A 24,411-nucleotide genomic window follows, 5' to 3' on the forward strand; every position below is an offset into this window, starting at 1 on the left:
CATGTCCAGCAGCCAGACGGCCGGCAGCCTTGCGGGGCTTCGTGTTCTCGATCTCTCCCGCATCCTTGCCGGGCCGACCTGCACCCAGCTCCTCGCGGATCTCGGTGCGGATGTCATCAAGGTCGAGCGTCCCGGGGCAGGCGACGACACGCGAAGCTGGGGGCCTCCCTTCGTGCCCGGTGCCGATGGGGAAGACAGCGATCTCAGTGCCTATTTTCTTGCCGCCAACCGCAACAAGCGGTCCATCGCCATAGACCTTGCAACGACGGACGGCGTGGCCCTTGTCAAGCGGCTTGCGGCCGTTTCCGACGTGGTCATCGAGAACTACAAGCCGGGCGACCTCGACAGGCGTGGCCTCGGCTACGAGGTTATCCGGGGGATCAAACCCGACATCGTCTGGTGTTCGATTTCGGGTTTCGGCCAGACAGGTCCCTATTCCGATCGCACCGGCTACGACTTCCTCATCCAGGCGATGGGCGGCATCATGAGCATCACCGGAGAGAGCGATACGGCTGGCGGGCGGCCGGTGAAGGTCGGCCTCGGTATCGCCGACGTGATGTGCGGCATGTACGCGGCGGTCGGCATCCTTGCCGCGCTTCGCCACCGCGACGCGACCGGCGAAGGCCAATATATCGACCTGGCGCTCTATGACGCGCAGGTCGCCTGGCTGATCAACGCGGCCACCAACCATCTCGTGTCGGGCAAGGTGCCCGGTCGTATCGGCAACCGGCACCCGAACATCGCGCCCTACCAGACCTTCGGGACTGCCGACGGGGAGATTGCGATTGCGGTCGGCAACGACCAGCAGTTTGCCCGCTTCTGCGTCGAGCTGGGCCTTCCCGACCTCGCCCTAGACGAACGGTTCCGCCGCAACCGGGATCGTGTCATCCATATGGACGCGCTTGACGGCATCCTTTCGGATGCGCTGAAGGCGGACGGGGCCGAGGCCTGGGAACGCCGGCTTGTCGCGGCGGGCATACCCGCGGGACGCGTTGCGACGATCGATCAGGTTCTGTCCGACCCGCACACGGTCGCGCGCGACATGGTGGTCGAGATGCCGGCTGGTGACGGTGGAACCCTGCGTCTGCTCGGAAACCCCTTGAAGATGTCGGCAACGCCAGTTCGGTTCGATCGCCCGCCACCGCATGTCGGGGAGCATGGAGACGAAATCATGGCCGAGCTTGCTCTGGCCGAGGCTGCTGCTGAAAGACAACCGTGATCATGCTGCATCGCTCTCTCCTTGCCCTTGCTCTCGTCATGGCGGCTTCTGTCAGTGTCGCAGACGCGCTTGGCGCCGAGCCGGTTATGCGGATGGTTCCCTCCGGCAACTACAGGATCGCCATGCCCGAGGACGGGGATGTTCGTGGCGCCTATGTGTATTTCCATGGCTTCAAGGGGTCCGCAGAGCTGCAGATGCAGCAGGCCTCCCTTATGGCCACCACGCTCGCTCACCATCTGGCCTATGTCGCCGTCGATGGAACGAAGGGCGGCTGGTCCTTTCCCAATGGAGCGTGGACGGGCCGGGATGAGCAAGCCTTCATTGCCGAGGTTCTCGGTGACCTTTCGGCGCGCGACGGCTTCACGGCGAACAAGATCGTGATCGGCGGGTTCTCCATCGGTGCATCCATGGCGTGGTACACGGCCTGCCAGCAGGGGGAGAAGGCGGCGGCGATGGTGACGTTTTCAGGCGTCTTCTGGAACCCCTTGCCGCGGCCGGAAGAGTGCGTGGCGGAGATCCCGCCGATGATCCATTTCCATGGCACCGCTGACCGGACCTTTCCGCTTTCCGGTCGAGCCATCGGCGCGACGCGTCATCAGGGCGACGCCTACAAGAGTGTGGCCATCCTGCGCCGACGGGCGCTGTGCGAGGATGAAGCAAGAACAAGGATCACCCTTGACGGCATCGATTGTGCGGTCGCGCCCGGCTGCCTCAGGGGCAGCAGCACCATGTGCATCCATGGCGGCGGACACCAGGCGCGCGCCGACATGCTGGATGCCGGCCTGACGGCTGTCGGGTTTCCGAAATAGCGCCGATCGTCTGCCGGAAATGCCCACCGGCCTGTAACAAATTCCTGTCCGGGACCGTAGCTGTTGCAGTGAGCCGGGGCGGCAGGCAGCCGTTCCGGCATCGAGACAAAGGAGCGTCTTGTGCTGCAATCGAAGTCGCAATTCCATTCGGGTCGCGGTGTCGTCCGGCTTTTTGGGGAAGGGACAAGTCCGTGGGGGCAGACGCTGAACCCGAGCCTTGCCCACTTCATTCAATTGCAAAGGTCGCTCTCGATCGCGTGCCCCGACGCTCCCCTTCAGGCAACGACCGGTCTTGGCACGCTGCCGCATGTGATGGCCCCCTCGACGATCCGCCTGCATGTCGATGCGGAGGTATCGCTGGCCGTGCGGCGTGCGCCGGGCCGATCCGTAGGCGCGATCTTGCGCTGTAGCGTCGGCGATGGATGCGACCTGACGATCTGGGGAGGCCTGGAGCTCGAGATGCCGGGAAAGCGGCGGGAACCCGCCTTGGCGAGCGCCATGACACCCGCGTTGTTTTCGCTGGCATTCTGGTGTGTTTCCCGTTCGCCCGACGACGCTCTCTCGCTGTTCGTCGCCCCAACGGACAAGGAAGCCCGCATTCGCGAACTCGAAGCGCTCGCCGCCCTGTCGAGGTGCGCACAATAGGCACCACAAAGCGCCTTATCCTCCAGCTGCCGGAACCGGCAACAATCGGAAATCAACGAAAGGACCACCCATGTTGAAGGCCAGCGTTCTCATTCCTACCGTCGTCTGCCTTGCATCCGTGCTGTCGCCCGCATTGGCGAAGGCAGGAGAGGTGTTTTCGAAGGAAGGCGTTGCGATCAATGGATATGATGCAGTCGCCTACTTCACCGAAGGCGGCCCCGTGAAGGGGTCGAGCGCATTCTCCGCTCCCTACAAGGGGGCGATTTTCCATTTCTCTACCGCGGCGAACCGGGAGGCGTTCCTGCGCGATCCCGTGCGTTATGTCCCGCAATATGGCGGCTACTGCGCCTATGGCACCGCGAAAGGTTACAAGGCGCCCACCGAACCGCAGGCCTTCAGTATCGTCGATGGAAAGCTCTACCTGAACTACAACGACGATATCAAAGCGCTCTGGAGCAAGGATACCAAAGGCTACATCCAAAAGGCGGATGAAAACTGGGGCGAGGTGAAGGTGCAGGCGGAGCCTTAGGCAGCCGCTTGGCGGTCACTCAATTCCGGTGTCGAGGTTTGCCGCAATACTACCGTTCCGGCAGGTGAAACACCTGCTGGAAATAGGAGCGGAAGGCGAGCATGGGTGGGGTGAGCTCCATGTTGCGGCGCCAGGCGAGGCCGACATCCATGGCGGGCACGGGGTCGGCGATGTTGACGGTTTCGATGCGGCGGCCTTCCAGCGACCAGGGGCGGTGCACCATGTCGGAGAGGATGGCGACGCCCTGGCCATTGGCGACGAGAGAGCGCACGGCTTCCACGGACGACGTGCGCAGGATGACGCGCGGCTGGTAGGGGGTGGCGCTCCAGTATTTCAGGGCGGAATGGGCGGCCTCGTCCACCGTCAGCATGATGTAGGGTTCCTCGGCAATCTCCTTGAAGCCGACGGTTTCCATCTGCAGCAGCGGGTGCTGGGCGGGGAGCCAGAGGCGGCGGGTGGAGCTCAAAACCTTTTCCGTCACCAGGGCCGGGTTGAGAATGTTCGAGGTGAGCAGCACCGACATATCGTAGCGATTGCTCAGCAGCCCCTCCTCGATGGATTCGCGGTTCAACTCGAAAAGCTGGATCTCGAGCCTCGGGAAGAGGCGGCGCAGGCGCTCGATATGGAGGGGAAGGAAATAGCCGATGACGGTATAGGTCGCCGCGACCGTCAGCGTACCTTCGATCTCGCTGCTGACGACGTTGAGATGCATCGCCTCGTCGACCTTCTTCAGGATCTCATAGGCATGCGAGAGGAACTGGCGGCCGGCGGGCGTCAGGTCCATGCCGTGCGGGGCGCGCAGGAACAGGCTGGCGCCGAGCGTGCGTTCCAGCTCCTTGATCGCCGTCGTCACCGCCGATTGCGAAATGGAGAGGTCCACCGCGGCCTGCGAGATCTGGCCGAGCTCGGCGGTCGCGACAAAGTAGCGGATCTGGCGGAGGCTGATCGTCACGGCTGCAATTCCTCTTCTGGTTTATCGTGGCATGGTATCGAAAAATCAGAATGCACGCTGCAGAATTGGGCGTGATGTCGAAAAGTTTTGGGCATTCCTGCGTTATCTCACTGTTTTTTTTGGATTCTGCGTTGCAACAAAAGCAGGCTTATTGTTCTGATTTTCAGAATTCGTATCTGCAAAAATAGAATTTTTCAAAAGCCCTGAAACCGCCTAGCGTTTCTTTCGAGGAAAACAGCAGGCGAGGGTAGAGCAGTGCGCGAGGTCGTCGATATCAATTGCGACATGGGCGAGGCCTTTGGCCGCTGGCGCGTCGGCGATACAGACGACGCAGCGCTGATGCCGCTGATCAGCTCTGCCAATATTGCGGCGGGCTTCCATGCCGGCGATCCCAACCTGATGGACGAGACGGTGCGGCTTGCCGCCGAACACGGCGTCGGCATCGGGGCGCATCCCGGCTACAACGACCTGCAAGGTTTTGGCCGGCGCAAGATCGCCGGCACGGCGCGCGAACTCGTCAACGACATCGTCTACCAGGTCGGGGCCATCAGGGAATTCGCCCATCGCCACGGCGTGCGCCTGCAACATGTCAAGCCGCACGGTGCGCTCTACATGGAGATGGCGGTCAATCCGGAACTGTCGCAGATTTTCGTCCAGTACATGCGCACCGTCGAGCCGAACGCCTTCATCTTTTGCATGGGCGGCTCGGCGACGTTTCGTGCGGCGCAGGAGGCGGGTCAGCCGGTCGTGCGGGAGTTCTATGCCGACCGGGATTACGATGACAGCGGCTCCATCGTCTTCACCCGCGATGCCGGCCGGCCGGATCCCGCCACCATCGCGAAGAAGGTGCTGCGCGCCTGCCAGGAGGGCCGGGTGCGCACGGTGCAGGGCAACGACATCGCTATCGACTTCGAATCCATCTGCTTCCATTCCGATACGCTCGGCGCCTTCGAGATTGTAAGCCGCATACGGGAGGCGCTGGTGGGGGCCGGCATTCGCATCGCGCCGGTCTCGGCGGCCGGGCGCTGACGCAGTTCCGGCAAACGTTCGAAAGCGGTTTGCGCCGGCAAGTGCGTGACAACAAAGAGTTCAAGTGGAGAGAGACAATATGAGCAAGATCGAGATCAGATCGCCCCTGCCGGGCACTTTCTACCGTTCGCCCTCGCCGGACGTGCCGCCGTTCAAGACGGATGGCGACAGCGTTTCGAGCGGTGATGCGATCGGGCTCATCGAGGTGATGAAGACGTTCCAGGAGGTGCCGGCGGGCGTTGAAGGCAGGAACATTACCTTCCTCGTCGACAACGAGGAGCCGGTCATGGCGGGGCAGGTGATTGCCGAGGTGGAGGCATGACGATCCGCTCGATCCTCGTCGCCAACCGCGGGGAGATCGCGGTTCGCATCATCAAGGCGGCCAAGGCGCTCGGCATTCGCACCGTGCAGGTGCACAGCGCCGCCGATGCGGACATGCTGGCGGTGAAACTGGCGGACCAGGCGGTCGATATCGGTTCGCCGGCGCCGAAGAAATCCTATCTCAACATCGAGGCGGTGGTGAACGCTGCCAAGGCGGCCAGCGTCGATGCGGTGCACCCGGGCTACGGTTTCCTCTCGGAAAATGCCGATTTCGCCGATGCGGTGGAGGCCGCGGGGCTGATCTTCATCGGCCCGAAAGGCGATGCCATCCGCCTGCTCGGCGACAAGGTGGCCGCGCGCGAAGTGGCGGCAAGAGCCGGCGTGCCGACGGTGCCCGGCAGCGCCGGGCGGCTTGCGACCCTTGAGGAAGCGCGGGCCGTGGCTGAGAAAACCGGCTTTCCGATCATGATCAAGGCGGCAGCGGGCGGGGGCGGTCGCGGCATCCGCATTGCCGCCGATCTCGCCGATCTTGAACGACATTTTCCGCAGGCGTCGGCTGAGGCGCTCGCCTCCTTCGGCGATGGCGGGCTCTATCTCGAAAAGGTCATCACCAAGGCCCGCCATGTCGAGGTGCAGATCCTCGGCGACGGCGAAAACTTCGTCCACTGCTTCGAGCGGGAGTGCTCGCTGCAACGCCGCCGCCAGAAGGTCTGGGAGGAGGCGCCGTCCTTCCTGCTTCCCGCCGAGGTGCGCAAGCGGCTGTGCGACAGTGCGGTGGCGCTGGCGCGGGAGGTCAGCTATCGCGGCGCGGGCACGGTGGAATATCTCTATGACGAGACGACGCGTGACTTCTATTTCATCGAGGTGAACACGCGCATCCAGGTCGAGCATCCCGTGACGGAGATGATCACCGGTATCGACCTTGTGGAAGAGATGATCCGCATTGCCGGCGGCGCGCCGCTGTCGATCGGTCAGAAGGATGTTGTGGCCGAGGGCCACGCCATCGAATGCCGCATCAATGCCGAGGACCCGGCGAGGGGTTTTCTGCCGGCGCCGGGCACGATCACCAGGCTCGTCGTGCCGGAGGGCGAGGGTATCCGCTTCGATACCATGCTCTACGAGGGCTATACGATCCCGCCCTTCTACGATTCGCTCGTCGGTAAGCTGATCGTCTGGGGCGAGACACGCGAGGCCTGCCTTGCGCGGCTGAAAGGCGCGCTGGAAGGTCTCGTTATCGAGGGCATTTCGACGACCATACCGTTGCATCTGGCGCTCGCCACCGATGCCAGCGTCACGCGGGGCGCCTTCGACACCCGCTTCCTCGAACATTGGCTTGAAACCGATTTCGCCGCAAAGGCCGGCGCGACTGCGGAGGTTGCCTGATGAGCATCCGATACACATTTGGCGGCGACGAGCACCTGTTCGTCGAATGCAGCGAGGAGATGTCGCTGGAAGCCTTCTTCAAGAGCCTGTCCATGGCGAAGGGGGTGCGCGAGAGCGCCATCAAGGGCGTGACGGAGATCTGCCCGGCCAATGCCTCCTTCCAGGTGAAGTTCAATCCGGACATCATCCACCCCGACGACATCCTGCGCGAGGTGAAGGCCATCGAGGGGGCGGCGGAGAAGGCCGAACCTGTCCTGACCACCCGCATCGTCGAAATCCCCGTCTTCTACAACGATCCCTTCACGCATGAGACGCTGATGCGCTTTCGCGAGCGCCACCAGGACCCCTCGGGCACCGATCTCGACTATGCCGCGCGCATCAACGGTTACGGTTCTGTGGAGGATTTCGTCGGCGCGCATTCCGGTTCGCCCTGGTTCGTCTCCATGGTCGGCTTCGTCGCGGGCCTGCCCTTCATGTACCAGATGGTGGAGCGCCGGCGGCAGATCCAGGTGCCGAAATATCTGAGGCCGCGCACGGACACGCCGCGCCTCACGGTCGGCCATGGCGGCTGCTTCGGCTGCATCTATTCGGTGCGTGGGGCGGGCGGCTACCAGATGTTCGGCATCACGCCCATGCCGATCTTCGATCCGACGCAGACGACCAGTTATCTCCGCGATTTCATGGTGTTCTTCCGCCCCGGCGACATCGTGAAGTTCAAGCCGATCGACCGCGACGCCTATGACCAGGCGGTGGAGGATGTCGACAAGGGCCGTTTTGCCCCGCCTATCCGCGAGGTGCGTTTCGACCTCAGGGACTTCCAGAAGGATATCGACGGCACCAATGCCAAGCTGGAGGGCATGCTCCATGGCCATTAAGGTACTCCATCACGGTCTTGCGACCACCGTCCAGGATCTCGGCCGGCCCGGCTATTTCCATCTCGGCATTCCCGTCGGCGGGGCGATGGATCGTTTCGCGATGCGCGCGGCGAACCTGCTGGTCGGCAACGAGGAGGGCGCGGCGGGGCTGGAGGCCGTGTTCATCGGTCCCAAGCTGGAATTTTCCGAAGATGCGCTGGTCGCCGTGACCGGCGCGGACATGCCGGCCAAGGTGGACGGCGTTCTCCAGCCCGGCTGGACGGCCTTCAGGGTGAAGGCGGGCCAGACGCTGACCTTCGACTTCCTGAAATCCGGCGCGCGCATCTGCATTGCCGTCTCCGGCGGCATCGACGTGCCGGAAGCGCTCGGCAGTCGCTCGACCTATCCGATCGGCGCGCTCGGCGGCTTCAAGGGCCGGCCACTTGCGGCGGGCGACGAGTTGCCGGTCGGCGCGGGAAGCCTTGCAAGCGAGGGCAAGACCGTGCCCGAGGCGCTGCGCCGCAAGCCGGGCCTGCCGGCGGAACTGCGCGTGCTGCCCGGTCTCTACTGGCACCGCGTCACCGAGCAGTCGCAGGAAAACTTCTTCGCCGACGAATGGAAGGTGGCGAACGAGGCGGACCGCATGGGCTATCGCTTCAAGGGCGGGCGCAAGCTCGGTTTCGTCGAACGCGACCAGCCTTTCGGCGCGGGCTCGGATCCCTCGAACATTGTCGATAGCTGCTATCCCTACGGCTCGATCCAGGTGCCCGGCGGCACGGAGCCGATCATCCTGCACCGCGACGCTGTCTCCGGCGGTGGCTATTTCATGGTCGGCACGGTCATTTCTGCCGACATGGACTTCATCGGCCAACTCCAGCCGCACACGCCGACGCGCTTCGTCAAGGTGACGATGGAAGAGGCGCTGGCGGCGCGGAAAGTCCGACAGGCGGGGCTTGTGCAGCTGCGCCAAGCGCTGGCGTAGGAGGCGGGGCTATGCGGTCGGCCGTCGCGCTCAGGACGAGACGTGGACCGCCTGACGGGGCGGGGTCTTTGACTGCGGTGCGGCGGATGCTTTGGGTGCACCCCCCTCTGATCTGCCGGCCATCCCCCTCGCGAGAGAGGAGATCGGATGGGGCACCGTTTCGTCCATTCCCGGCGTTGCAATTTGCGCGAGGTTCATGCCTCTTGCCAATTTCCCCCCTTGAGGGGGGAATGGCCGACGGGCCAGGGGGCGATATGCCCCACAGCCCAGCGAGTGATGCACGATACCGTCAGCGCTCAATCGAGAACGGGCGTCAGATAGGCGGCTGTCACCCCCGGCCCCGGAATGATTGCGACGATCTTCATCTGGGCGATGGTGCGGTTCAGCGAAGCCTGCAGGTGAGTCTCCATCATGGAGACCGCCGATTCCGTCGCCCCGCGCAGCAGAAGTTCTGCGACGAGGCGCAGTTCCGTTATGATCGCGGGATCGCCGGGCAGGCCAAGACGGCGCAGCAGGCGGTCGGTAGCGGTGACGGGCAGGAGATTGTTGCGCACCAGGTCCTTCAACCGCTCGTTCGGCGCGGCGAGTACGCAGCATTCGATGAAGTCGGTCTGGATCGCCTCGACCTCGCGCAGCGCCCCGGCGGTGCTCGCCTCTTCGGCGGTGCGCAGGCGCCTCAAAAGGGTTTCCAGCCGTGCCTGGCTGACGGCGCGGGCACCGAGGCGGATCGCCGGCGGTTCCAGCATGGTGCGCAGCACGAAATGGTCCTTCACCGTCTGGGCGGTCAGCGGCCCGGCGATCCAGTGCGAGCTCTGGTTCTTGCGCACGAGGCCCCGCTCGCGCAGCCGCGTCAGCACGTCGCGCACCACGGTGCGGCTGACGTTGAAATGGTTGGCGAGCTCCATCTCTATGATCCGGTAGCGGCCGAACACCACACAGCCCGCCACATCCGCTTCCACCTGGTTGTAGATGCGCTCCCAGGAGGAGCGGCTTTGCAGGGCTTCGTCGGCATGGCGCGGCACGATGAGGCCGAGGGCCTTGATATCCGTGCGGTTCGGCTCGACATCCGCGCCCGGCGGGCCGACGAGAAAGCCGCGGCCGGAAAAGCGGTGCACCAATCCTTCCGCTTCCAGCGTCTGCAAGGCGCGCTGCACCGGCGCGCGCGAGGTTTGCAGGATGTCGGCGATCGGGCCTTCCAGGAGCACCAGGCCGGGTGGCAGCGTGCCCGTTTCGATATTGCTGCGCAGCACGTCCTCGGCGATCGCGTAGCGCCGCTGGGTGCCGGTGGCTGCCTGCTCGTCCGTCATGGAATCCCGTATCCGTCGGCCTCGTGGAGGGGTGCACTCTGACGCATTCTCCGGCGCAAGGAAAGGACAGCATAAATGATTATTGAATACAAAGATTGAATATAGCTTTCGCTTATCGTTGACGATGGAAAGTCGCGGCGCATTCATGATGGCTGTGCCGTCTTTGTGGAGTGATCGCCGATTTTATCGGCGAATACGATGAATTTTGCGCACAATGCGCGAAAAATCGACAGAGAGTTGAAAGAGGCTGCGCGAGAAAGTCAGGTCGTCGTGGCTGGATTTCTGCGGCCTAGAGGCGAAAATGGTTGCGCGATAGAAATTTCTAAAAAGTCTATTGAATACAAAAATCATTCATGCCATGCTTTTGATACCAAGACGTCCGCAAGAGGCGTCGACAGTGGAACAAAACGAAATGCTCAGGATCGACGCTGCGCCGCGCATCTGACCGATGCGGGACTGCAAGCTCTTTGTCTTCTCCGGACGCGGCTTCCCGTCCGGTGGACGGCGGAGCCTTGCCTGCAGGAAGGTCCTGGCGGGAACTGGTGGGAACAGAGTTGTCAGCCGTCCTCCAACTGAAAAATGTACACAAGGCGTTTGCCGGCGTGCCGGCGCTTGCAGGCGTCGATGCGATGCTGGCCGAGGATAGTTACGTCTCGCTGCTTGGACCGTCGGGTTCCGGCAAGACGACGCTTCTGCGGGTCATCGCCGGTTTCGAGCAGCCGGATGGCGGTGAAATCCTCTTTGCCGGCCGGCGCATCGACGGTGTGCCGCCACATGAGCGCGGCATCGGCTTCGTCTTCCAGAACTTTGCGCTCTTTCCCCATCTCAGCGTTGCCGAAAATATCGCCTTCGGCCTTGAAAACCGTGCAGTCGATCCGGTGACGGATGCGAAGGTCGTTGCCGTGCGGGTACGCGACATGATCGGCCTCGTCGGGCTTTCAGGCCTGGAAGACCGTGCCGTTACGCAGATTTCCGGCGGACAGAAGCAGCGTGTCGCGCTCGCCCGCACGCTGGTGACGGAGCCGAGCATGGTGTTGCTCGACGAGCCGCTCGGCGCGCTCGACGCCAATCTACGCACACGCATGCGCAGCGAACTGCGAACGATCCGCGAGCGCTGCGGCGTGACCTTCCTGCACGTCACGGGGTCCGAGACCGAGGCGCTCGCCATGGGCGACACCGTGCTGGTGCTCGATCGTGGCCGCATCGCGCAATCGAGCGATGCCGGCACGCTCTACAGCCGCCCGGCCTCGGCCGACGTCGCGCGTTTCCTCAACTGCTACAACATCTTTCCCGGCGCGGTGTCGGGGGATGTCTTCGAGAGCGCGGTCGGCCGCCTGGCACTTGGCGGCAGCAGGCAGAAATCCGGCAAGCAGGCCTACGCCATCCGTTACGACCGGGTTGCGATCCGCCCGAGAGATGCGGCGGCCGCTGGCGACGAGGTGCGCATCGAGGCGAGCTTCGTCGCCAGCGAGTATTCCGGTGCGGCGATCAACTCCTTCTTCACGCTCGACGACGGTCGCGTCTTCGAGGTGGAGACCCATCTCAGCCACGCCGCGCCCGAGGTTTTCGAGGAAAAGGCTCGCTACGCCCTCGTCTGGAAACGGGAGGACGCGCTTGTTTTCGTTTGAAGCCCCCATCCACCCGGAGAATGAGAGATGACGATGGCCGCCACCAGCCATGACACGCCGGTCGAGACGGCGGCACCCTCCGCCCGCAAGCAGCCGGACCGCACCATTTGGCTGCTCGCCCCTGGCGTCCTGTGGATGCTGCTCTTCCTCGTCGCGCCTATCCTGATGATGGTCTACGTCTCGTTCTGGACGCAGACCACCTTCAAGATCGAGCCGACGCTGACCCTGAAAAGCTGGGTCACCTTCTTCTCGTCGGACACCTATCTCGGCGCGCTCTGGACGACGATCCGCATCTGGCTGATCGTACTCGTCTCGACGCTCCTCGTCGGATATCCCGCGGCGCTCTTCGTCGGACTGTTCGTGAAGAACAAGACGCTCTCGACGGCGCTGTTGGTGCTCTGCGTCATTCCGTTCTGGACCTCCTTCCTCATCCGCGTGCTCGCCTGGCGGCCGATGCTCGGCAAGGAGGGCGCGATCAACATGATCCTGATGAAGCTCGGCATCGTCACCCAGCCGATCGAGGTGCTGCTCTTCTCCGAACTTTCGGTCATCATCGGCATGACGCAGATCTATTGCGTCTTCATGGTTGGGCCTATCGCCTTCATGCTCGGTCGCATCGATCCCTCCGTCATCGAGGCGGCGCAGGATCTCGGCGCGAGCTTCTGGCGGATTTTTCGAACCATCATCCTGCCGCTCTCCATGCCGGGCGTGGTGGTAGGCTCGATCTTCGTCTCCGTCATGGTGCTCGGCGAATTCGCGACGTCGGCCGCCCTTTCCGGGCGCAAGGTCAACCTCCTCGGCAACATCATCGTCACCCAGGTCGGCTCGCTGAAATGGGCCTTCGCCGCCGTTGCCGGCGTGGTGCTGACCATCCTGATGGGAGCGGTCGTTGCCGCCATGCTTCGGGTCGTCGATCTCAGGAAGGAGCTCTGAGCCATGAACGCAGCTGGCATCAAGCTTGGCCTTGGCCTCTATACGACGTTGTTCATCGTCTTCCTCTACGGCCCGCTTGCGGTGCTCGCCATCCTTTCCTTCCAGACCGGGCCGGAGGGCGGGCCGCAGTTCCCGATCATCGAATGGTCGACCTACTGGTACAAGCACCTCTTCGGCCTTACGCCGCCGTCGCGCATCGCGCCGCTGCCGATAGACCAGGCGCTGGTGCGCTCGCTGGCGCTCGCGGTCATGACGATGATCGTCTCCACCGTGCTCGGCGTTACCGCCGCACAGGCATTCCGCAAGAAGTTTCGCGGCTCGGGTGTCGTCTTTTATCTCATCGTGCTTGGCATGATGGTGCCCGGCGTGCTCGTCGGCCTCGGCATGGCGCTGGTCGCCAACGCGCTCGGCATTGACCGCCACTGGTGGGGCACGGCCTTTGTGCTGCATGTCGTCTACACCTTCCCTTTCGCCTTCCTCGTCATGCTGGCGATCTTCAACCGCTTCGATCCGAGCGTCGAGGAGGCCGCGTGGTCGCTCGGGGTCACTCCGGCACGCACCTTCCGCAAGATCACCTTCCCGCTGATCTTCCCCGGCGTGCTTTCGGCCATGCTCTTTGCCTTCACGCTCTCCTATGACGAATTTTCGCGCACGCTCTTCGCCTCCGGGCGGGACCTGACGCTGCCGCTCGCCATCTACGGCACCTTCTCGGTGGAAGTGCATCCGAACGTCTTCGCCTTCGGCGTGTTGACGACGCTGTTCTCCTTCGCGCTGCTCGGCACCTATGCCGTTCTGATGGGCCTTTCTGTGCGCCGTGCCAAGCGCATGGCGATCCAGGAGGAAGCGTGATGGCGGGCGCTGCTCTCGTCACCGGCGCAGGCTCCGGCATCGGCCGCGCCATCGCGATAAAACTTTCGGCGGATGGGTATGCCGTCACCGTCAACGATCTCTCGCTCGAACGTGCCGAGGCTGTCGTGGGCGAGATCCGCACGGCGGGCGGCAGGGCCGTCGCCGTTGTGGGCGACGTCTCCGGCGAGGCGGATGTCGCGCTCATCCATCTTGCCGCCGTTGCGGCGCATGGCGATGTCACGCTGCTCGTCAACAATGCCGGCATCGTCCATCAGGCCCTGTTCGAAAATCTCGATGTCGGCGATTTCGACCGTATGTTCGCCGTGCATGTGCGCGGCACCTTCCTGATGACCAAGGCCGTGCTGCCGGCAATGCTTGCCGCCGGAACAGGCGTCATCGTCAATGTCGCCTCGCAGCTCGGCCAGATCGGCGGCGTGGAGCTGGTGCACTATTCCGGCGCGAAAGCCGCGATCATCGGCATGACCAAGGCGCTCGCCCGCGAGATTTCCGCCCGCGGCGTGCGGGTGAACGCCGTCGCGCCGGGGCCGATCAACACGCCGCTGGTCATGGGCCTTTCCGAAGACTGGCGCGCCGCCAAACGCGCCGGCCTTCCCCTCGGTCGCTTCGGCGAGCCGGAGGAGGTCGCCGAGACGGTCGCCTTCCTCGCCTCGCCTGCCGCCAGCCTCTTCGTCGGGCAGACGCTCGGGCCGAATTCCGGCGACGTCATGCTGTGAACCCGGAGACAACAATGTCCAACCAAAAGAAACGCATCGTCATCATCACCGGGGCCGGCATCGGCATCGGCGCAGCCACCGCGAAGGCGTTTGGCGCGCTCAGCGACCATGTGGTCGTCACCGATATTCTGGAGGCGGAAGGCCGCGCGGTCGTCGAGGCGATTTCTGCGGCCGGCGGCTCGGCTGAATTCCATTGCTACGACGTGCGCTCAACGGCGGCGACCGATGCGCTCGTTGCTGATGTCGAGGCGCGGCACGGGCGGATCGACGTCGTTGTCGCCAATGCCGGCATCGCGCACCGTACGAAGCTTGCCGATCTCACCGACGAGAAGTGGGACCTCACCTTCGACATCGACCTCAAGGGCATCTTCCGCCTCGTGCGCGCCGCCGCGCCCGGAATGCGTGCCCGTCGATCCGGGGCGGTCGTCGCGCTCTCCTCCATCATGGGTGTCGCCTATGGCTGGGACGAGCATGTGCACTATTCGGCGGCCAAATCCGGCGTCGTCGGCCTCGTGCGGGGGCTCGCGGTCGAGATGGCGCGCGACGGTGTGCGGGTGAACGGCATTGCGCCCGGCTATATCCGCACCGCCCAGCTTCTGTCCGAGGAAAATTCGCTCGGGCCGGCGGCAGCGGAAAAGGCGGCGGAGTTCATTCCGATGGGGCGGCTTGGAACCGGGGAGGACATCGCAGATGTCGCCGCGTTCCTTGCCTCCGACAGCGCGAGATACATGACCGGCCAGGTGCTGGTCGTGGATGGCGGCCTTCTGGTGGGCCGGTACTGAGCAATTCCAGCAAACATGTGCAGCGGTTTTGCGTCCGGAATTGCGAACAAAAAGAGAGCCGCAGGGCGGCTCGGGGAACGATAACAACTGGAGAAGAGACATGTTCAAGTCGGAAATCAATCGCCGCTCGCTTCTCAAGCGCTCGGCAGGCGTGATGGCGCTGGCGATGGGTGGCGGCACGCCGTTCCTGTCCTCCCGCATGGCCTTCGCGCAGGCCGCTGACCTCGCCGGCCAGCAGCTCCGCACCATCGGCCTTTCCGTAACGGTGCAGGAACGCATCCTCGAAGAGTTCAAGAAGGCGTCGGGTGTCGGCGGTACGTCCGGTACCGCCGCCACCTTCCCGGATGCGCAGACGAAGATCCTCTCGGGCTCGAAGGACTACGATTGCTGGGAGATCATCGCCGAGCGACTGCCCTCCATCGTCATGACCGACAATGTGGAGACGATCCCGGCGGCTTCGCTGAAGAACTGGGCAAACATCCGCGATACCTTCACCACGGCGAGCGACAAGTGGGACCGCGCCGCGCAGATCGTCGGCCAGATCTGGGCGGACGAGGGTCAGACCGTGCTCAACATGGTGCCCGCCGTCTACAACTACGATTCCATCGGCTACAACCCGGATGTGCTTTCCGATGAGGAGGCCAATACCTGGACGGCGATCTTCGATGCGAAGTGGAAGGGCAAGTCGGGCCTCAACACCGACCCGCTCATCGCCTTCGGCCAGGCCATCATGGCGATGAACACGCTCGGCCTTTCGGATGTGAAGAACCCCGGCAACCCGACCGCCGCCGAGATCGACGAGGCCGCCGCCTTCCTCGTCTCCAAGAAGAAGGAAGGCCAGTTCCGTGCGCTCTGGGGCGATTTCGGCGAGCTGGTCAACCTGATGGCCTCGGGCGAGATGGTCGTCTGCGACGCCTGGCAACCCGCTGTCATGGCTGTCAAGGCGCAGGGCAAGGCCTGCAAATACGCCGTGCCGAAGGAAGGCTATCGCGGCTGGGCGATCGGCCCGTCGATGATCGCGGGCACCACCAACCGGGAGGCGGTCATCGCCTATGCCGATTACTGGCTCTCGGGTGAACCCGGCATCACCGTCTCCGAACAGGGCTACTATTCGCCCTCGACCAACATCAAGGACGTCATGGCCCCGGAAAAATACGCCTTCTGGTACGAGGGCAAGCCCTGGGTCGGTGCGGAAGAGCGCGGCATCAAGGAGGGAGACCTGCGCGACGGCGGTTCGCTGGAAGAGCGCGCCAAGAACGTCGCCTACTGGCACCAGTGGCCAGAAGAATACGATCACCTCATCCAGAAGTGGGACGAATTCCTCAACGCCTGATCCCAAGACGAAGGACCGGGGCGCGCGTGGCCCCGGTCCACGACCGGAGATTTTCTGATGCTATTCGACCTCGAACTCAACACTGTCGGCAAGGTCTATGACAACGGAACGCCCGCCGTCATCGACTTCAATCTTTCCGTCCAGAAGGGCGAGTTCATTGCCTTCCTCGGCCCCTCGGGCTGCGGCAAGACGACGACGCTGCGCATGATCGCCGGTTTCGAGGGCATTTCCTCCGGCGAGATGCGCATCCGCGGCGAGCGCATGAACGAGGTGCCGCCGCAGCGCCGCCCGACCTCGATGATTTTTCAGAACTACGCGCTCTTTCCGCATATGAGTGTGCGCCGCAATGTCGGTTACGGGCTGGAGGTGAAGGGTATCGCCAAGAGCGAACGCGAGGCCAAGGTTGACCGCATCCTCGCAACGCTCGGCCTCGAGGACATCGCCGAGCGCAAGCCGGAAAAACTCTCGGGCGGCCAGCGCCAGCGCATCGCGCTCGCCCGCGGCCTCGTCGTCGAGCCGGACATCCTGCTGCTCGACGAGCCGCTCGGTGCGCTCGATGCGAACCTCCGCAAGGCCATCCAGAACGAGCTGAAGCTCCTGCAAAAGAGCCTCGGCGTCACCTTCATCTTCGTCACGCATGCCCAGTCCGAGGCTTTGGCGCTCTCCGACCGCATCGTTGTGATGAACCAGGGCCGCGTCGAGCAGGTGAGCCCGCCGCACCAGCTCTATACCCGGCCGAACACGCCCTTCGTCGCGCAGTTCATCGGCCGCAACACCGTGCTTTCGGGCGAGGTTGCAGGCAGCGAGGGTGAGGACGTGGTGGTGACGACGGGCATCGGCACGCTTTGCGGCCGTGCCAACGGGGCGCTCGCCGAGAAGGGCCGCGTCAATCTCGTCGTGCCGGCCGAGGCGATCGAGCTGCATACGACGGGCGAGGCCGCGCTTTCCGGCGCGAAGAACCGCGTCGATGCCCGCATCGAGCGCTCCGAGGTCGTCGGTCATATCGCCCACCTGACGGCGCGGCTTCAGGACGGCCGGGCTATCGCGCTGGAAGCCCATGTCGACAAGTACCGCCCGGGCGCGTTCCCGGCCGGAACCCCCGTTCTTTTGAGCTGGAACCCCGCCGAGGCGACGGTCATCCCGGCCCAGTGATCCTTCTTTCAGGGAACCAAGGAGATAAAAATGGCAAAAGAGATTTTGTGCAGTTTCGGCGTAGACGTCGATGCGGTGGCCGGCTGGATCGGCTCCTATGGCGGTGAGGATTCGCCCGACGACATCTCGCGCGGCATCTTTGCCGGCGAGGTGGGCAGCTTGCGGCTCCTGAAACTCTTCGAGCGGTTCGGTATCAGGACGACCTGGTTCATCCCCGGCCATTCGATTGAGACGTTCCCGGAGCAGATGCAGGCCGTTGCCGAGGCCGGCCACGAGATCGGCATTCACGGCTATACCCATGAAAACCCCATCGCCATGACGCGGGAGCAGGAGACGGAGGTGCTCGACAAGAGCATCGAGCTGGTCACCAAACTTTCGGGCAAGCGGCCGACCGGCTATGTCGCACCGTGGTGGGAGTTCTCCAATGTCACCAACGAGTTGCTGCTGGAGCGCGGCATCAAGTACGACCACTCGTTGATGCACAATGACTTCACGCCCTACTACGTGCGTGTCGGCGACAGCTGGACGAAGATCGACTATTCCAGGAAGCCGTCGGACTGGATGGTGCCGCTGAAGCGCGGCCATGAGACCGACCTCATCGAAATCCCGGCCTCCTGGTATCTCGACGACCTGCCGCCGATGATGTTCATCAAGAAATCCCCGAACAGCCACGGCTTCGTCAATCCGCGGCAGATCGAGGAGATGTGGCGCGACCAGTTCGACTGGGTCTATCGCGAGATGGATTATGCGGTGTTCCCGCTGACCATCCATCCGGACGTCGCCGGCCGGCCACAGGTGCTGATGATGCTGGAGCGGCTCTATGCCCACATGATCAAGCATCCGGGTGTGAAGTTCGTGACGATGGACGAGATCGCGGACGATTTCGCCAAGCGGTTTCCACGCAAGAAATGACTGCGGGGATCGCGCGGAGCGTTTGCCCCTCACCCTAACCCTCTCCCCGCAGGCGGGGAGGGGAGGTGCCCAACGGAACGGTGATGCCTGAGGCAACCGGCGTATCCTACCTCCTTCTCGCCGCTTGTGGGGAGAAGGAGGTTGGCAGGTCGGATGAGGGGCCGTGCGTCTCGGCGATAGAAAGGACGAAACCCCATGTGCTCCCTATGCGGCATCATCGGCGGAGACCAGCATTGGACGGATGCCGCGGCGCGCCCCGGCGTCTTTACCCGCAATCTTGAGCGCCTCGATCGGCGTCGCGAGCGCGCCCGGCGGGTGACGGCTGCCAATCGCGTGCTCGCCGCCTTCGGGATGAGCCTTTCCGACTGGCAGGGTGCGTCCTTTATCCTCGCCACCCGCACCGGCAAGAGCGAGATGATCGACGACCTCGGCCATCTCTGGCCGGCCGCCGAGCGCCTTGCCGGTCGTCCCTGCGATCCGCTCGATCCTTCGCTGATCACCCACATGGAGCGGAGCGATGGCTGACATTCCTGCCTTCACCCCCGTCCATCTCCTCACCGGCTTCCTCGGCTCGGGCAAGACGACGCTGCTGAAGCGCCTGCTCACCGATCCCGCGCTCGCCGATACCGCGGTGCTGATCAACGAATTCGGTGAAGTCGGCCTCGACCACTACCTCGTCGAGCGCATCGATGAAACGATGGTGCTGCTGCAATCGGGCTGCGTGTGCTGTACCGTGCGCGGCGAGCTTGCCGAGGCGTTGCGTGACCTCCATTCGAAGCGCGAACGCGGCCTTGCGCCACCCTTCACCCGCGTTGTCATCGAGAGCACCGGCCTTGCCGACCCCTTCCCGGTGCTTTCGACGCTGAAATCCGACCCTGTTCTGCGCCACCATTTTCGCGCTGGCAGCGTTGTGACGACGGTCGATGCCGTCAATGGCCCTGCCCAGCTGGAGACCTATGTCGAATCGAACCGGCAGGCGGCCATCGCAGACCACATCGTCGTCACCAAGGCGGATCTTTGCGATGGTAATGGTGGTCTGGCGCGTCTGCTTTCACGCCTTGCCGAGCTCAACCCGGATGCGGTCCGCCACAGTGCAACGGTCGATGGACCGGATGCCGATGCGCTCTTCGGAGACGACACGGCGCATCGTGCGGCAAAGCTGCAATCGGCGAGCGGCTTCTACTGCGATACCCCAACCGGGCTGGTGGCGGCGGACGGCACAGTACACCAGGCGGCTATTTCCTCCTTCGTGATCACCGTCGATACTCCGATCGACTGGACGGGCTTCGGTGTCTGGCTCACCATGCTGCTCAACCGCCATGGAGAACGTGTACTGAGGGTGAAGGGCATGCTCGATATTCAGGGCGAGGATCGCCCGGTGGCGGTGCATGGCGTGCAGCATCTCGTCCATCCGCCCGTGCATATGGAAACATGGCCGGTGGGGGAGCGCTCCTCGCGCATCGTCTTTATTGTTGACGGTCTCGATCCGAACCTGTTGAAACGGTCCTTCAATGCCTTCGCGCTTGCCGGGAGGGCCGCAGACAGTCCGCAGCCAGAGGCAGCCGCACCGGTTCGCAACGCCCAGAGCCCTTGATGAACAAGCATTCCCCGAAACCGGAACCCGCAGCGCCGGCACTCCACCTGGCCGGCAAGCCGAAGCTGCGTGTGCTCGGCACCGCCATCTCGCTTCTGGAGGAGCTGCGGGTGAAGGCCGAAGCGGATCTCGGCATCGAGGTCAGTTTCGACAACAACGATTTCATCGTCACCCAGCACAAGGCCGCGCAGGAGCCTGACAGCTACGACATCTACGACCAGTGCTTCCACAATCTCGATATCGTCTGGTACTGGCGTGCCATCCAGCCGATCGAGATTGCCCGCGTTCCGCTCTGGGGCGAGATCAACGACCTCACGAAAACCGGCCAGATCGGTCCGAGCGCCCGTCTCGGCCAGGGCGACGTGCCGGCGCGCAAACTCTATGTCCAGCCGAGCCTTGCCCTCGGCGACACGCCGACCGGCCGCATCTCCATGCTGCCGACGACACATAATTTCGACAGCTTCGCCTATCGCAGTGACATCCTCGATCCCCTTCAGCCGATGAACAGCTGGGCCGCGCTGCTCGACGAACGCTGGAGCGGCCGTGCCGCCCTCGTGGATGAACCGGCGATCGGTATTTTCGATGCCGCGCTTGCTGCGCAGGCCGCCGGCCTCATGACCTTCGGCAATATCGGCAACATGACCGTCGCAGAGATCGACGCGTTGATGGATATTCTGGAGACAAGGCGCAAGGCGGGCTTCTTCCGCAGCTTCTGGCGCACGGCGGAAGACGCTGCGGGATTGATGGTGGCGGATGAAACCGATATTCAGAGCATGTGGTCGACGGGCATCGGCATCCTGAACGGCCGCGGTTTTCCCGTCGAACAAGCGGCGCCTGCGGAAGGCTACCGTGCCTGGCATGGGGGTCTCTGCCTGTCGAGGCACCTTTCCGGCCGCATGCTGGATGTCGCCTACGACTATCTCAACTGGTGGATTTCCGGCTGGCCGGGCGCCGTCGTCGCCCGGCAGGGCTATTACATCTCCACCCCGGAGCGCTCGCGCCGCTACATGAGCGCCGCCGAGTGGGATTACTGGTATGAGGGGCTAGCCGCGCGGGAAGACCTACCTGGTCCGGATGGTACGATCCGCGTAAAACGCGGCTCGGTGCGCAGCGGTGGTTCCTACTGGCAGCGTGCCAACGGTATCGCCGTCTGGAACACGACCATGGATGAACACAACTATCTCGTCCGCCGCTGGATGCAGCTCGTCGGGCGTGCAGAGAAGGACATTTGACGATGACGACAGAGCCGCGCTCGATCGCCCAGCTTTCCGTGCTTCTGCAATCGGGCGCGCTTGATCCCGTTGCGCTTGTGGAAGAGACGCTTGCAGCCATCCGGTCGCATCCGGATGCCGCGGTCTTCACCTTTCTCCTGGAGGAGCGGGCGAGAGCGGAAGCTGAGGCCGCACGGCAGCGCCTGCGGGAAGGGCGCTCGCGCGGCGTCCTCGACGGTGTACCGATCGCCTGGAAGGACCTCTTCGATATCGCGGGCCTGCCGACCACCGCCGGTTCCCGCGTGCTGAGGGACGCGGAGCCCGCAAGCCGCGATGCGGCCGTGGTGCAGGCTCTTGCGGGCGCCGGCATGGTCAGCGTCGGGCGGGTGAACATGAGTGAGTTCGCCTTTTCCGGCCTCGGTATCAATCCGCATTACGGCACGCCGCGCAACCCGGCCTCGCCCGCTGGCGAGCACCGCATTCCCGGCGGCTCCTCGTCCGGTTCCGGGGTCGCGGTCGCGGCCGGGCTCGTGCCCGTCTCCATCGGCACGGATACCGGCGGCTCGGTGCGCATCCCCGCCGCCTTCAATGGTATCGTCGGCTACAAGGCGACCCGCGGGCGCTACGCCATGGAGGGTGTGTTCCCCCTGGCCAAAAGCCTCGATTCCCTTGGTCCGCTCTGCCGCACCGTGCAGGACGCGATCCTCATCGATGCTGCCATGCGGGGCCTGCCCGCTGCCGGCCCCGTCCCGCACCAGAATGTTGCCGACCTCTCCTTCGTCATTCCCGAGACCGTGTTCTTCGACGGTGCGGAACCGGAGGTCGTCGCGGCTTTCGAGGCGGGCGTCACGCAGCTTTCGCGCGCCGGCGCGCGCATCCGGCGCGAGGCCTTCCCGGAGTTTTCCGCAATTTTCGAACTGATGGCGAAACACGGCGCGCTGGTGACGGCGGAAGCTTTCGTCCTTCATCGTGCGCGCATCAAGGGTGCGGCGGCGGCGGAGATGGATCCCCGTGTCGTCAAGCGCACGCTGCTCGGTGAGAAGATCACCATCGCCGATTATCTCGAGACGCTGGAGGCCCGAGAAAAACTGACAGCGGCCTTCGAAGCCAGGCTCGGTCCGCAGGACCTGTTGCTCAGCCCGACGCTTCCTCATGTCGCCCCGGAAATCCAGCCGTTGCTCGATGATGAGGATCTGTTCTTCCAGACCAACGGCAAGACGCTGCGCAATACGCTGGTCGGCAATTTTCTCGATTGGTGCGGGGTGTCGCTGCCGTGTGGCACGGGTGCCGGGGGCATGCCCGCCGGGCTCTTGGTTTCGGCTCCGCGGTGTGGTGACGACCGGTTGCTGGCCGCCGCTATGGCGGTGGAAGGCGTGCTCGGCTGAGGTTCCTGGCCGCTTCTCTGCGACTTTCCGCGGATCCTGGCGCGCAGGTTCGCGTCAGGACTGCAGGCGGGCCATAGCCTTGACGAGTGGGACCGCGGACACCGCGCCGGGATCGGAATGGCCGAGGGAACGCTCCCGAAGGCGCGCTGCGCAGCCCTTTGTTGCGACCATGGCGGCCGTGGCGCCGGTTTCGGCAGCGGTCTCGACGGCGTTCCATAAGTCCGGTTTCGAGCGGTTGCCGGCAACGGCGAGGATGCCGCCTCGGCGGCAGGGAGCCAGACATCGAGTATGGTCTTGTCGCCACGCTGCGCCTTGCCGCGGTCGACAGGACGTCGGACGGGCTCGCAGCGTCAAGATCGGACCTTGAGAGAGCAGTGTTCACCGCCTTGAAGTTCCCGCCGCGGCCGGCGGTGCCAGGCTCGGTGCGTTGAACGGCCTTCTGGTCCACAAGCTTAGCGCGCCTTCGCTCATCGTCACGATTGGTACGCACACCATTTTCGATCTTCTCGGCGCGAATGACGGGACGCTCGGTCTCATCGAGCCGCTGTTCCCGTATATCGATTACTTCACGCCCTGGATCGAAGAGGCCAGACAGATCTCGGCCGCGCCCGATGTCGAGGGCGCAGGGCGGTTCTTCCTGGAGCGTGGCGTAAAACATTGTTTTTTTACCCTCGGCGGCGACGATGTCTGCTTCATGGATGCCGCAAGTACTCTCGTCCGGGAGCGGGCGTTCGAAATCGAGGTGGTCGAATACGATGGGTTGCGGCGACGCCTTCGATGCCGGTTACATCACGGCCCTGCATCACAAGATGGACCTGGTCACCGCGCTAACCTCGCGCAGGCAAGCGCCGCGCTCGTGGCGACCGGTCTCGGTTCGGATGCCGGTATCCGCTCTTTCGATGAAGCACTTGCCTTCATGAACAGCGCGCCGCGCAAGGCGGCTTGAGGCGATCTATTAGGGGCCGCCCCAAGGCCCTTGGCAAAATTCGCATCCGACGACGGGGTTGCCGAAGAAACCGCGTTTGGTTTCGGTATGTCATTTTTGCGCTACGATCGCATAACGGTGTTGAAGGCCCCGCGCGATGGCCTTGAAGAAACCGAAATGCGCTGCCTGCGTCTTGTGGATTTGCCGCAGATCCCTGTCCGCCGTCACGCTTGAAAAACCCGCTTCCGCAAGCAGGCGTGAAACGACGTCGACCCGCGCACCGCCGGAAAAATGGACGCGGGAGAGGATGTCTGCATGCGTGCCGGTCATGGCCGCGGGCGCCTGCACTCCTGTCGTGCCTGCTCGCTCCAGAAAGGCGGCGAGCCGTTTTACGAGCCGCTCGGCGAGGCCCGTATTGACGAAATCACCGTCGATGACCAGCAGCTTGCCGCCCGGTTTGAGGACACGCAGCCACTCTGCAAAACAAGCGGCCGGATCGACAAGGGTCCAGACAAGATGGCGCGTGACGATCACGTCGTAGCTGTCATCGGCCTCAAGCGTGTTCTCCGCATCGCCGAGATGAAAACGGATGGAACGGCCGCGGGCTGCGGCCTTGGCGCGGGCGCGTTCCAGCATGGGTTCGGCCCAGTCGATGCCGGTCACCCGATAGCCGAGGTCATCCATCAGGTGGGAGATCACGCCGGTTCCGCTCGCAAGGTCGAGAGCCTCGCGGCCATCGCCACGGCCGAGATGCCGTTCGATGAGCGCATGCCAGGCGGCGCGTTCCTCCTCGGAGAAGATCTCGTGGCCGGGCGACTGGTCGAATGTTGCAGCGCGCGCGGACCAATAGGCCTTGATTTCATCCCGCAAGGTGAAATTGGTGCCCTCCGTCGTGCGGTTGCTCTGCATGCTTCATTCCCCGATTTCAGCTTCGAACGCTTCT

At 63.9% G+C, this 24,411-nt stretch carries 24 protein-coding genes and 2 pseudogenes; 22 read left to right on the plus strand and 4 right to left on the minus strand.

The window, feature by feature from the left end; translation table 11 throughout:
* The first annotated feature begins 1 nt into the window (after position 1).
* The 4 genes from EXZ48_RS24060 (at position 2) to EXZ48_RS24075 (ending at position 3,202) form a co-directional block, all read left to right on the plus strand.
* Entirely contained in the window at positions 2-1,219 is a 1,218-nt protein-coding gene (locus tag EXZ48_RS24060) for a CaiB/BaiF CoA-transferase family protein (RefSeq protein WP_130518838.1), read from the plus strand.
* Positions 1,220-1,221: 2 nt separating this feature from the next.
* Positions 1,222-2,028, plus strand: a complete 807-nt coding sequence (locus EXZ48_RS24065) for a PHB depolymerase family esterase (protein WP_130518840.1) — start codon at positions 1,222-1,224, stop codon at positions 2,026-2,028.
* A gap of 120 nt (positions 2,029-2,148) precedes the next feature.
* Positions 2,149-2,673: a hypothetical protein gene (locus tag EXZ48_RS24070; RefSeq protein ID WP_023513355.1), complete on the plus strand. Its 525-nt coding sequence runs from the start codon at positions 2,149-2,151 to the stop codon at positions 2,671-2,673.
* 70 nt (positions 2,674-2,743) lie between these two features.
* Positions 2,744-3,202 (plus strand): YHS domain-containing (seleno)protein, encoded by a 459-nt coding sequence (locus EXZ48_RS24075; RefSeq protein WP_023513356.1) that lies wholly within the window; start codon positions 2,744-2,746, stop codon positions 3,200-3,202.
* Positions 3,203-3,251: 49 nt separating this feature from the next.
* Here EXZ48_RS24075 and EXZ48_RS24080 read toward each other — a convergent pair whose 3' ends face one another.
* On the minus strand, positions 3,252-4,154 hold the full coding sequence (locus tag EXZ48_RS24080) for a LysR family transcriptional regulator (protein WP_023513357.1): 903 nt from the start codon (positions 4,152-4,154) through the stop codon (positions 3,252-3,254).
* A gap of 255 nt (positions 4,155-4,409) precedes the next feature.
* On the opposite strand from EXZ48_RS24080, the gene EXZ48_RS24085 reads away from it, so the two are divergent.
* The 5 genes from EXZ48_RS24085 to EXZ48_RS24105 all read left to right on the plus strand — a co-directional run bounded on the left by EXZ48_RS24085 (position 4,410) and on the right by EXZ48_RS24105 (position 8,723).
* Positions 4,410-5,183: a 5-oxoprolinase subunit PxpA gene (locus EXZ48_RS24085; protein ID WP_130518842.1), complete on the plus strand. Its 774-nt coding sequence runs from the start codon at positions 4,410-4,412 to the stop codon at positions 5,181-5,183.
* 79 nt (positions 5,184-5,262) lie between these two features.
* A complete protein-coding gene (locus EXZ48_RS24090) occupies positions 5,263-5,505 on the plus strand; it encodes an acetyl-CoA carboxylase (protein WP_023513359.1) in 243 nt (80 codons plus the stop codon).
* Positions 5,502-6,887, plus strand: a complete 1,386-nt coding sequence (locus tag EXZ48_RS24095) for an acetyl-CoA carboxylase biotin carboxylase subunit (protein WP_130518844.1) — start codon at positions 5,502-5,504, stop codon at positions 6,885-6,887. Before EXZ48_RS24090 ends, EXZ48_RS24095 begins: the two co-directional genes overlap by 4 nt.
* Positions 6,887-7,762, plus strand: a complete 876-nt coding sequence (locus EXZ48_RS24100) for an allophanate hydrolase subunit 1 (protein ID WP_130518846.1) — start codon at positions 6,887-6,889, stop codon at positions 7,760-7,762. The genes EXZ48_RS24095 and EXZ48_RS24100 overlap by 1 nt, the downstream gene beginning before the upstream one ends.
* Entirely contained in the window at positions 7,752-8,723 is a 972-nt protein-coding gene (locus EXZ48_RS24105) for a biotin-dependent carboxyltransferase family protein (RefSeq protein WP_130518848.1), read from the plus strand. The genes EXZ48_RS24100 and EXZ48_RS24105 overlap by 11 nt, the downstream gene beginning before the upstream one ends.
* 296 nt (positions 8,724-9,019) lie before the next feature.
* Here the strand turns inward: EXZ48_RS24105 and EXZ48_RS24110 are convergent, their stop codons facing one another.
* Positions 9,020-10,030 (minus strand): GntR family transcriptional regulator, encoded by a 1,011-nt coding sequence (locus EXZ48_RS24110; protein ID WP_130518850.1) that lies wholly within the window; start codon positions 10,028-10,030, stop codon positions 9,020-9,022.
* Positions 10,031-10,584: 554 nt separating this feature from the next.
* Here EXZ48_RS24110 and EXZ48_RS24115 point away from each other — a divergent pair.
* The 12 genes from EXZ48_RS24115 to EXZ48_RS24170 all read left to right on the plus strand — a co-directional run bounded on the left by EXZ48_RS24115 (position 10,585) and on the right by EXZ48_RS24170 (position 22,543).
* Positions 10,585-11,658 carry an ABC transporter ATP-binding protein gene (locus EXZ48_RS24115; protein ID WP_130518852.1) on the plus strand — a complete coding sequence of 358 codons (1,074 nt, stop codon included), beginning with the start codon at positions 10,585-10,587 and terminating at the stop codon, positions 11,656-11,658.
* A 27-nt stretch (positions 11,659-11,685) separates the two neighbouring features.
* On the plus strand, positions 11,686-12,591 hold the full coding sequence (locus EXZ48_RS24120) for an ABC transporter permease (RefSeq protein WP_130518854.1): 906 nt from the start codon (positions 11,686-11,688) through the stop codon (positions 12,589-12,591).
* Positions 12,592-12,594: 3 nt separating this feature from the next.
* Entirely contained in the window at positions 12,595-13,440 is an 846-nt protein-coding gene (locus EXZ48_RS24125) for an ABC transporter permease (RefSeq protein WP_130518856.1), read from the plus strand.
* Entirely contained in the window at positions 13,440-14,174 is a 735-nt protein-coding gene (locus EXZ48_RS24130; protein WP_130518859.1) for an SDR family NAD(P)-dependent oxidoreductase, read from the plus strand. The genes EXZ48_RS24125 and EXZ48_RS24130 overlap by 1 nt, the downstream gene beginning before the upstream one ends.
* Before the next feature lie 14 nt (positions 14,175-14,188).
* Positions 14,189-14,956, plus strand: a complete 768-nt coding sequence (locus tag EXZ48_RS24135) for an SDR family NAD(P)-dependent oxidoreductase (RefSeq protein ID WP_130518861.1) — start codon at positions 14,189-14,191, stop codon at positions 14,954-14,956.
* A 100-nt stretch (positions 14,957-15,056) separates the two neighbouring features.
* A complete protein-coding gene (locus EXZ48_RS24140; protein ID WP_023516196.1) occupies positions 15,057-16,289 on the plus strand; it encodes a PotD/PotF family extracellular solute-binding protein in 1,233 nt (410 codons plus the stop codon).
* 57 nt (positions 16,290-16,346) lie between these two features.
* Positions 16,347-17,441, plus strand: a complete 1,095-nt coding sequence (locus EXZ48_RS24145) for an ABC transporter ATP-binding protein (protein WP_130518863.1) — start codon at positions 16,347-16,349, stop codon at positions 17,439-17,441.
* Positions 17,442-17,471: 30 nt separating this feature from the next.
* Positions 17,472-18,353, plus strand: coding sequence for a polysaccharide deacetylase (locus EXZ48_RS24150; protein ID WP_023517322.1), 882 nt, complete (start codon positions 17,472-17,474; stop codon positions 18,351-18,353).
* 195 nt (positions 18,354-18,548) lie between these two features.
* Positions 18,549-18,878: a hypothetical protein gene (locus EXZ48_RS24155; RefSeq protein WP_130518865.1), complete on the plus strand. Its 330-nt coding sequence runs from the start codon at positions 18,549-18,551 to the stop codon at positions 18,876-18,878.
* Positions 18,871-19,947 carry a GTP-binding protein gene (locus EXZ48_RS24160; protein WP_130518867.1) on the plus strand — a complete coding sequence of 359 codons (1,077 nt, stop codon included), beginning with the start codon at positions 18,871-18,873 and terminating at the stop codon, positions 19,945-19,947. Before EXZ48_RS24155 ends, EXZ48_RS24160 begins: the two co-directional genes overlap by 8 nt.
* Entirely contained in the window at positions 19,947-21,179 is a 1,233-nt protein-coding gene (locus EXZ48_RS24165; protein ID WP_050745179.1) for a PotD/PotF family extracellular solute-binding protein, read from the plus strand. The genes EXZ48_RS24160 and EXZ48_RS24165 overlap by 1 nt, the downstream gene beginning before the upstream one ends.
* A 2-nt stretch (positions 21,180-21,181) precedes the next feature.
* Positions 21,182-22,543 carry an amidase gene (locus tag EXZ48_RS24170; RefSeq protein WP_130518869.1) on the plus strand — a complete coding sequence of 454 codons (1,362 nt, stop codon included), beginning with the start codon at positions 21,182-21,184 and terminating at the stop codon, positions 22,541-22,543.
* Positions 22,544-22,597: 54 nt separating this feature from the next.
* On the opposite strand, the pseudogene EXZ48_RS24175 reads toward EXZ48_RS24170, so the two are convergent.
* Positions 22,598-22,866 (minus strand): annotated as a pseudogene (locus EXZ48_RS24175) (DAK2 domain-containing protein); the annotation flags it as partial.
* 74 nt (positions 22,867-22,940) lie between these two features.
* Here EXZ48_RS24175 and EXZ48_RS24180 point away from each other — a divergent pair.
* Positions 22,941-23,489, plus strand: a pseudogene (locus tag EXZ48_RS24180) (carbohydrate kinase family protein); the annotation flags it as partial.
* Positions 23,490-23,579: 90 nt separating this feature from the next.
* Here EXZ48_RS24180 and EXZ48_RS24185 read toward each other — a convergent pair.
* The gene (locus EXZ48_RS24185) at positions 23,580-24,377 is read right to left on the minus strand and encodes a class I SAM-dependent methyltransferase (RefSeq protein WP_023512943.1); all 798 of its coding nucleotides are present in this window, start codon (positions 24,375-24,377) and stop codon (positions 23,580-23,582) included.
* Positions 24,378-24,411: the final 34 nt, after the last annotated feature.

It is taken from the genome of Shinella sp. JR1-6 (genome assembly GCF_004284735.1).
Classification (GTDB): Bacteria; Pseudomonadota; Alphaproteobacteria; order Rhizobiales; family Rhizobiaceae; genus Shinella.

Bases quoted from the DNA above. Each gene is read 5' to 3' on its own strand.
- EXZ48_RS24060 (WP_130518838.1), top strand. From the start codon at position 2: ATGTCCAGCAGCCAGACGGCCGGCAGCCTTGCGGGGCTTCGTGTTCTC.
- EXZ48_RS24065 (WP_130518840.1), top strand. From the start codon at position 1,222: ATGCTGCATCGCTCTCTCCTTGCCCTTGCTCTCGTCATGGCGGCTTCT.
- EXZ48_RS24075 (WP_023513356.1), top strand. From the start codon at position 2,744: ATGTTGAAGGCCAGCGTTCTCATTCCTACCGTCGTCTGCCTTGCATCC.
- EXZ48_RS24090 (WP_023513359.1), top strand. From the start codon at position 5,263: ATGAGCAAGATCGAGATCAGATCGCCCCTGCCGGGCACTTTCTACCGT.
- EXZ48_RS24095 (WP_130518844.1), top strand. From the start codon at position 5,502: ATGACGATCCGCTCGATCCTCGTCGCCAACCGCGGGGAGATCGCGGTT.
- EXZ48_RS24100 (WP_130518846.1), top strand. From the start codon at position 6,887: ATGAGCATCCGATACACATTTGGCGGCGACGAGCACCTGTTCGTCGAA.
- EXZ48_RS24105 (WP_130518848.1), top strand. From the start codon at position 7,752: ATGGCCATTAAGGTACTCCATCACGGTCTTGCGACCACCGTCCAGGAT.
- EXZ48_RS24110 (WP_130518850.1), bottom strand. From the start codon at position 10,030: ATGACGGACGAGCAGGCAGCCACCGGCACCCAGCGGCGCTACGCGATC.
- EXZ48_RS24120 (WP_130518854.1), top strand. From the start codon at position 11,686: ATGACGATGGCCGCCACCAGCCATGACACGCCGGTCGAGACGGCGGCA.
- EXZ48_RS24125 (WP_130518856.1), top strand. From the start codon at position 12,595: ATGAACGCAGCTGGCATCAAGCTTGGCCTTGGCCTCTATACGACGTTG.
- EXZ48_RS24130 (WP_130518859.1), top strand. From the start codon at position 13,440: ATGGCGGGCGCTGCTCTCGTCACCGGCGCAGGCTCCGGCATCGGCCGC.
- EXZ48_RS24135 (WP_130518861.1), top strand. From the start codon at position 14,189: ATGTCCAACCAAAAGAAACGCATCGTCATCATCACCGGGGCCGGCATC.
- EXZ48_RS24140 (WP_023516196.1), top strand. From the start codon at position 15,057: ATGTTCAAGTCGGAAATCAATCGCCGCTCGCTTCTCAAGCGCTCGGCA.
- EXZ48_RS24145 (WP_130518863.1), top strand. From the start codon at position 16,347: ATGCTATTCGACCTCGAACTCAACACTGTCGGCAAGGTCTATGACAAC.
- EXZ48_RS24150 (WP_023517322.1), top strand. From the start codon at position 17,472: ATGGCAAAAGAGATTTTGTGCAGTTTCGGCGTAGACGTCGATGCGGTG.
- EXZ48_RS24155 (WP_130518865.1), top strand. From the start codon at position 18,549: ATGTGCTCCCTATGCGGCATCATCGGCGGAGACCAGCATTGGACGGAT.
- EXZ48_RS24160 (WP_130518867.1), top strand. From the start codon at position 18,871: ATGGCTGACATTCCTGCCTTCACCCCCGTCCATCTCCTCACCGGCTTC.
- EXZ48_RS24165 (WP_050745179.1), top strand. From the start codon at position 19,947: ATGAACAAGCATTCCCCGAAACCGGAACCCGCAGCGCCGGCACTCCAC.
- EXZ48_RS24170 (WP_130518869.1), top strand. From the start codon at position 21,182: ATGACGACAGAGCCGCGCTCGATCGCCCAGCTTTCCGTGCTTCTGCAA.
- EXZ48_RS24185 (WP_023512943.1), bottom strand. From the start codon at position 24,377: ATGCAGAGCAACCGCACGACGGAGGGCACCAATTTCACCTTGCGGGAT.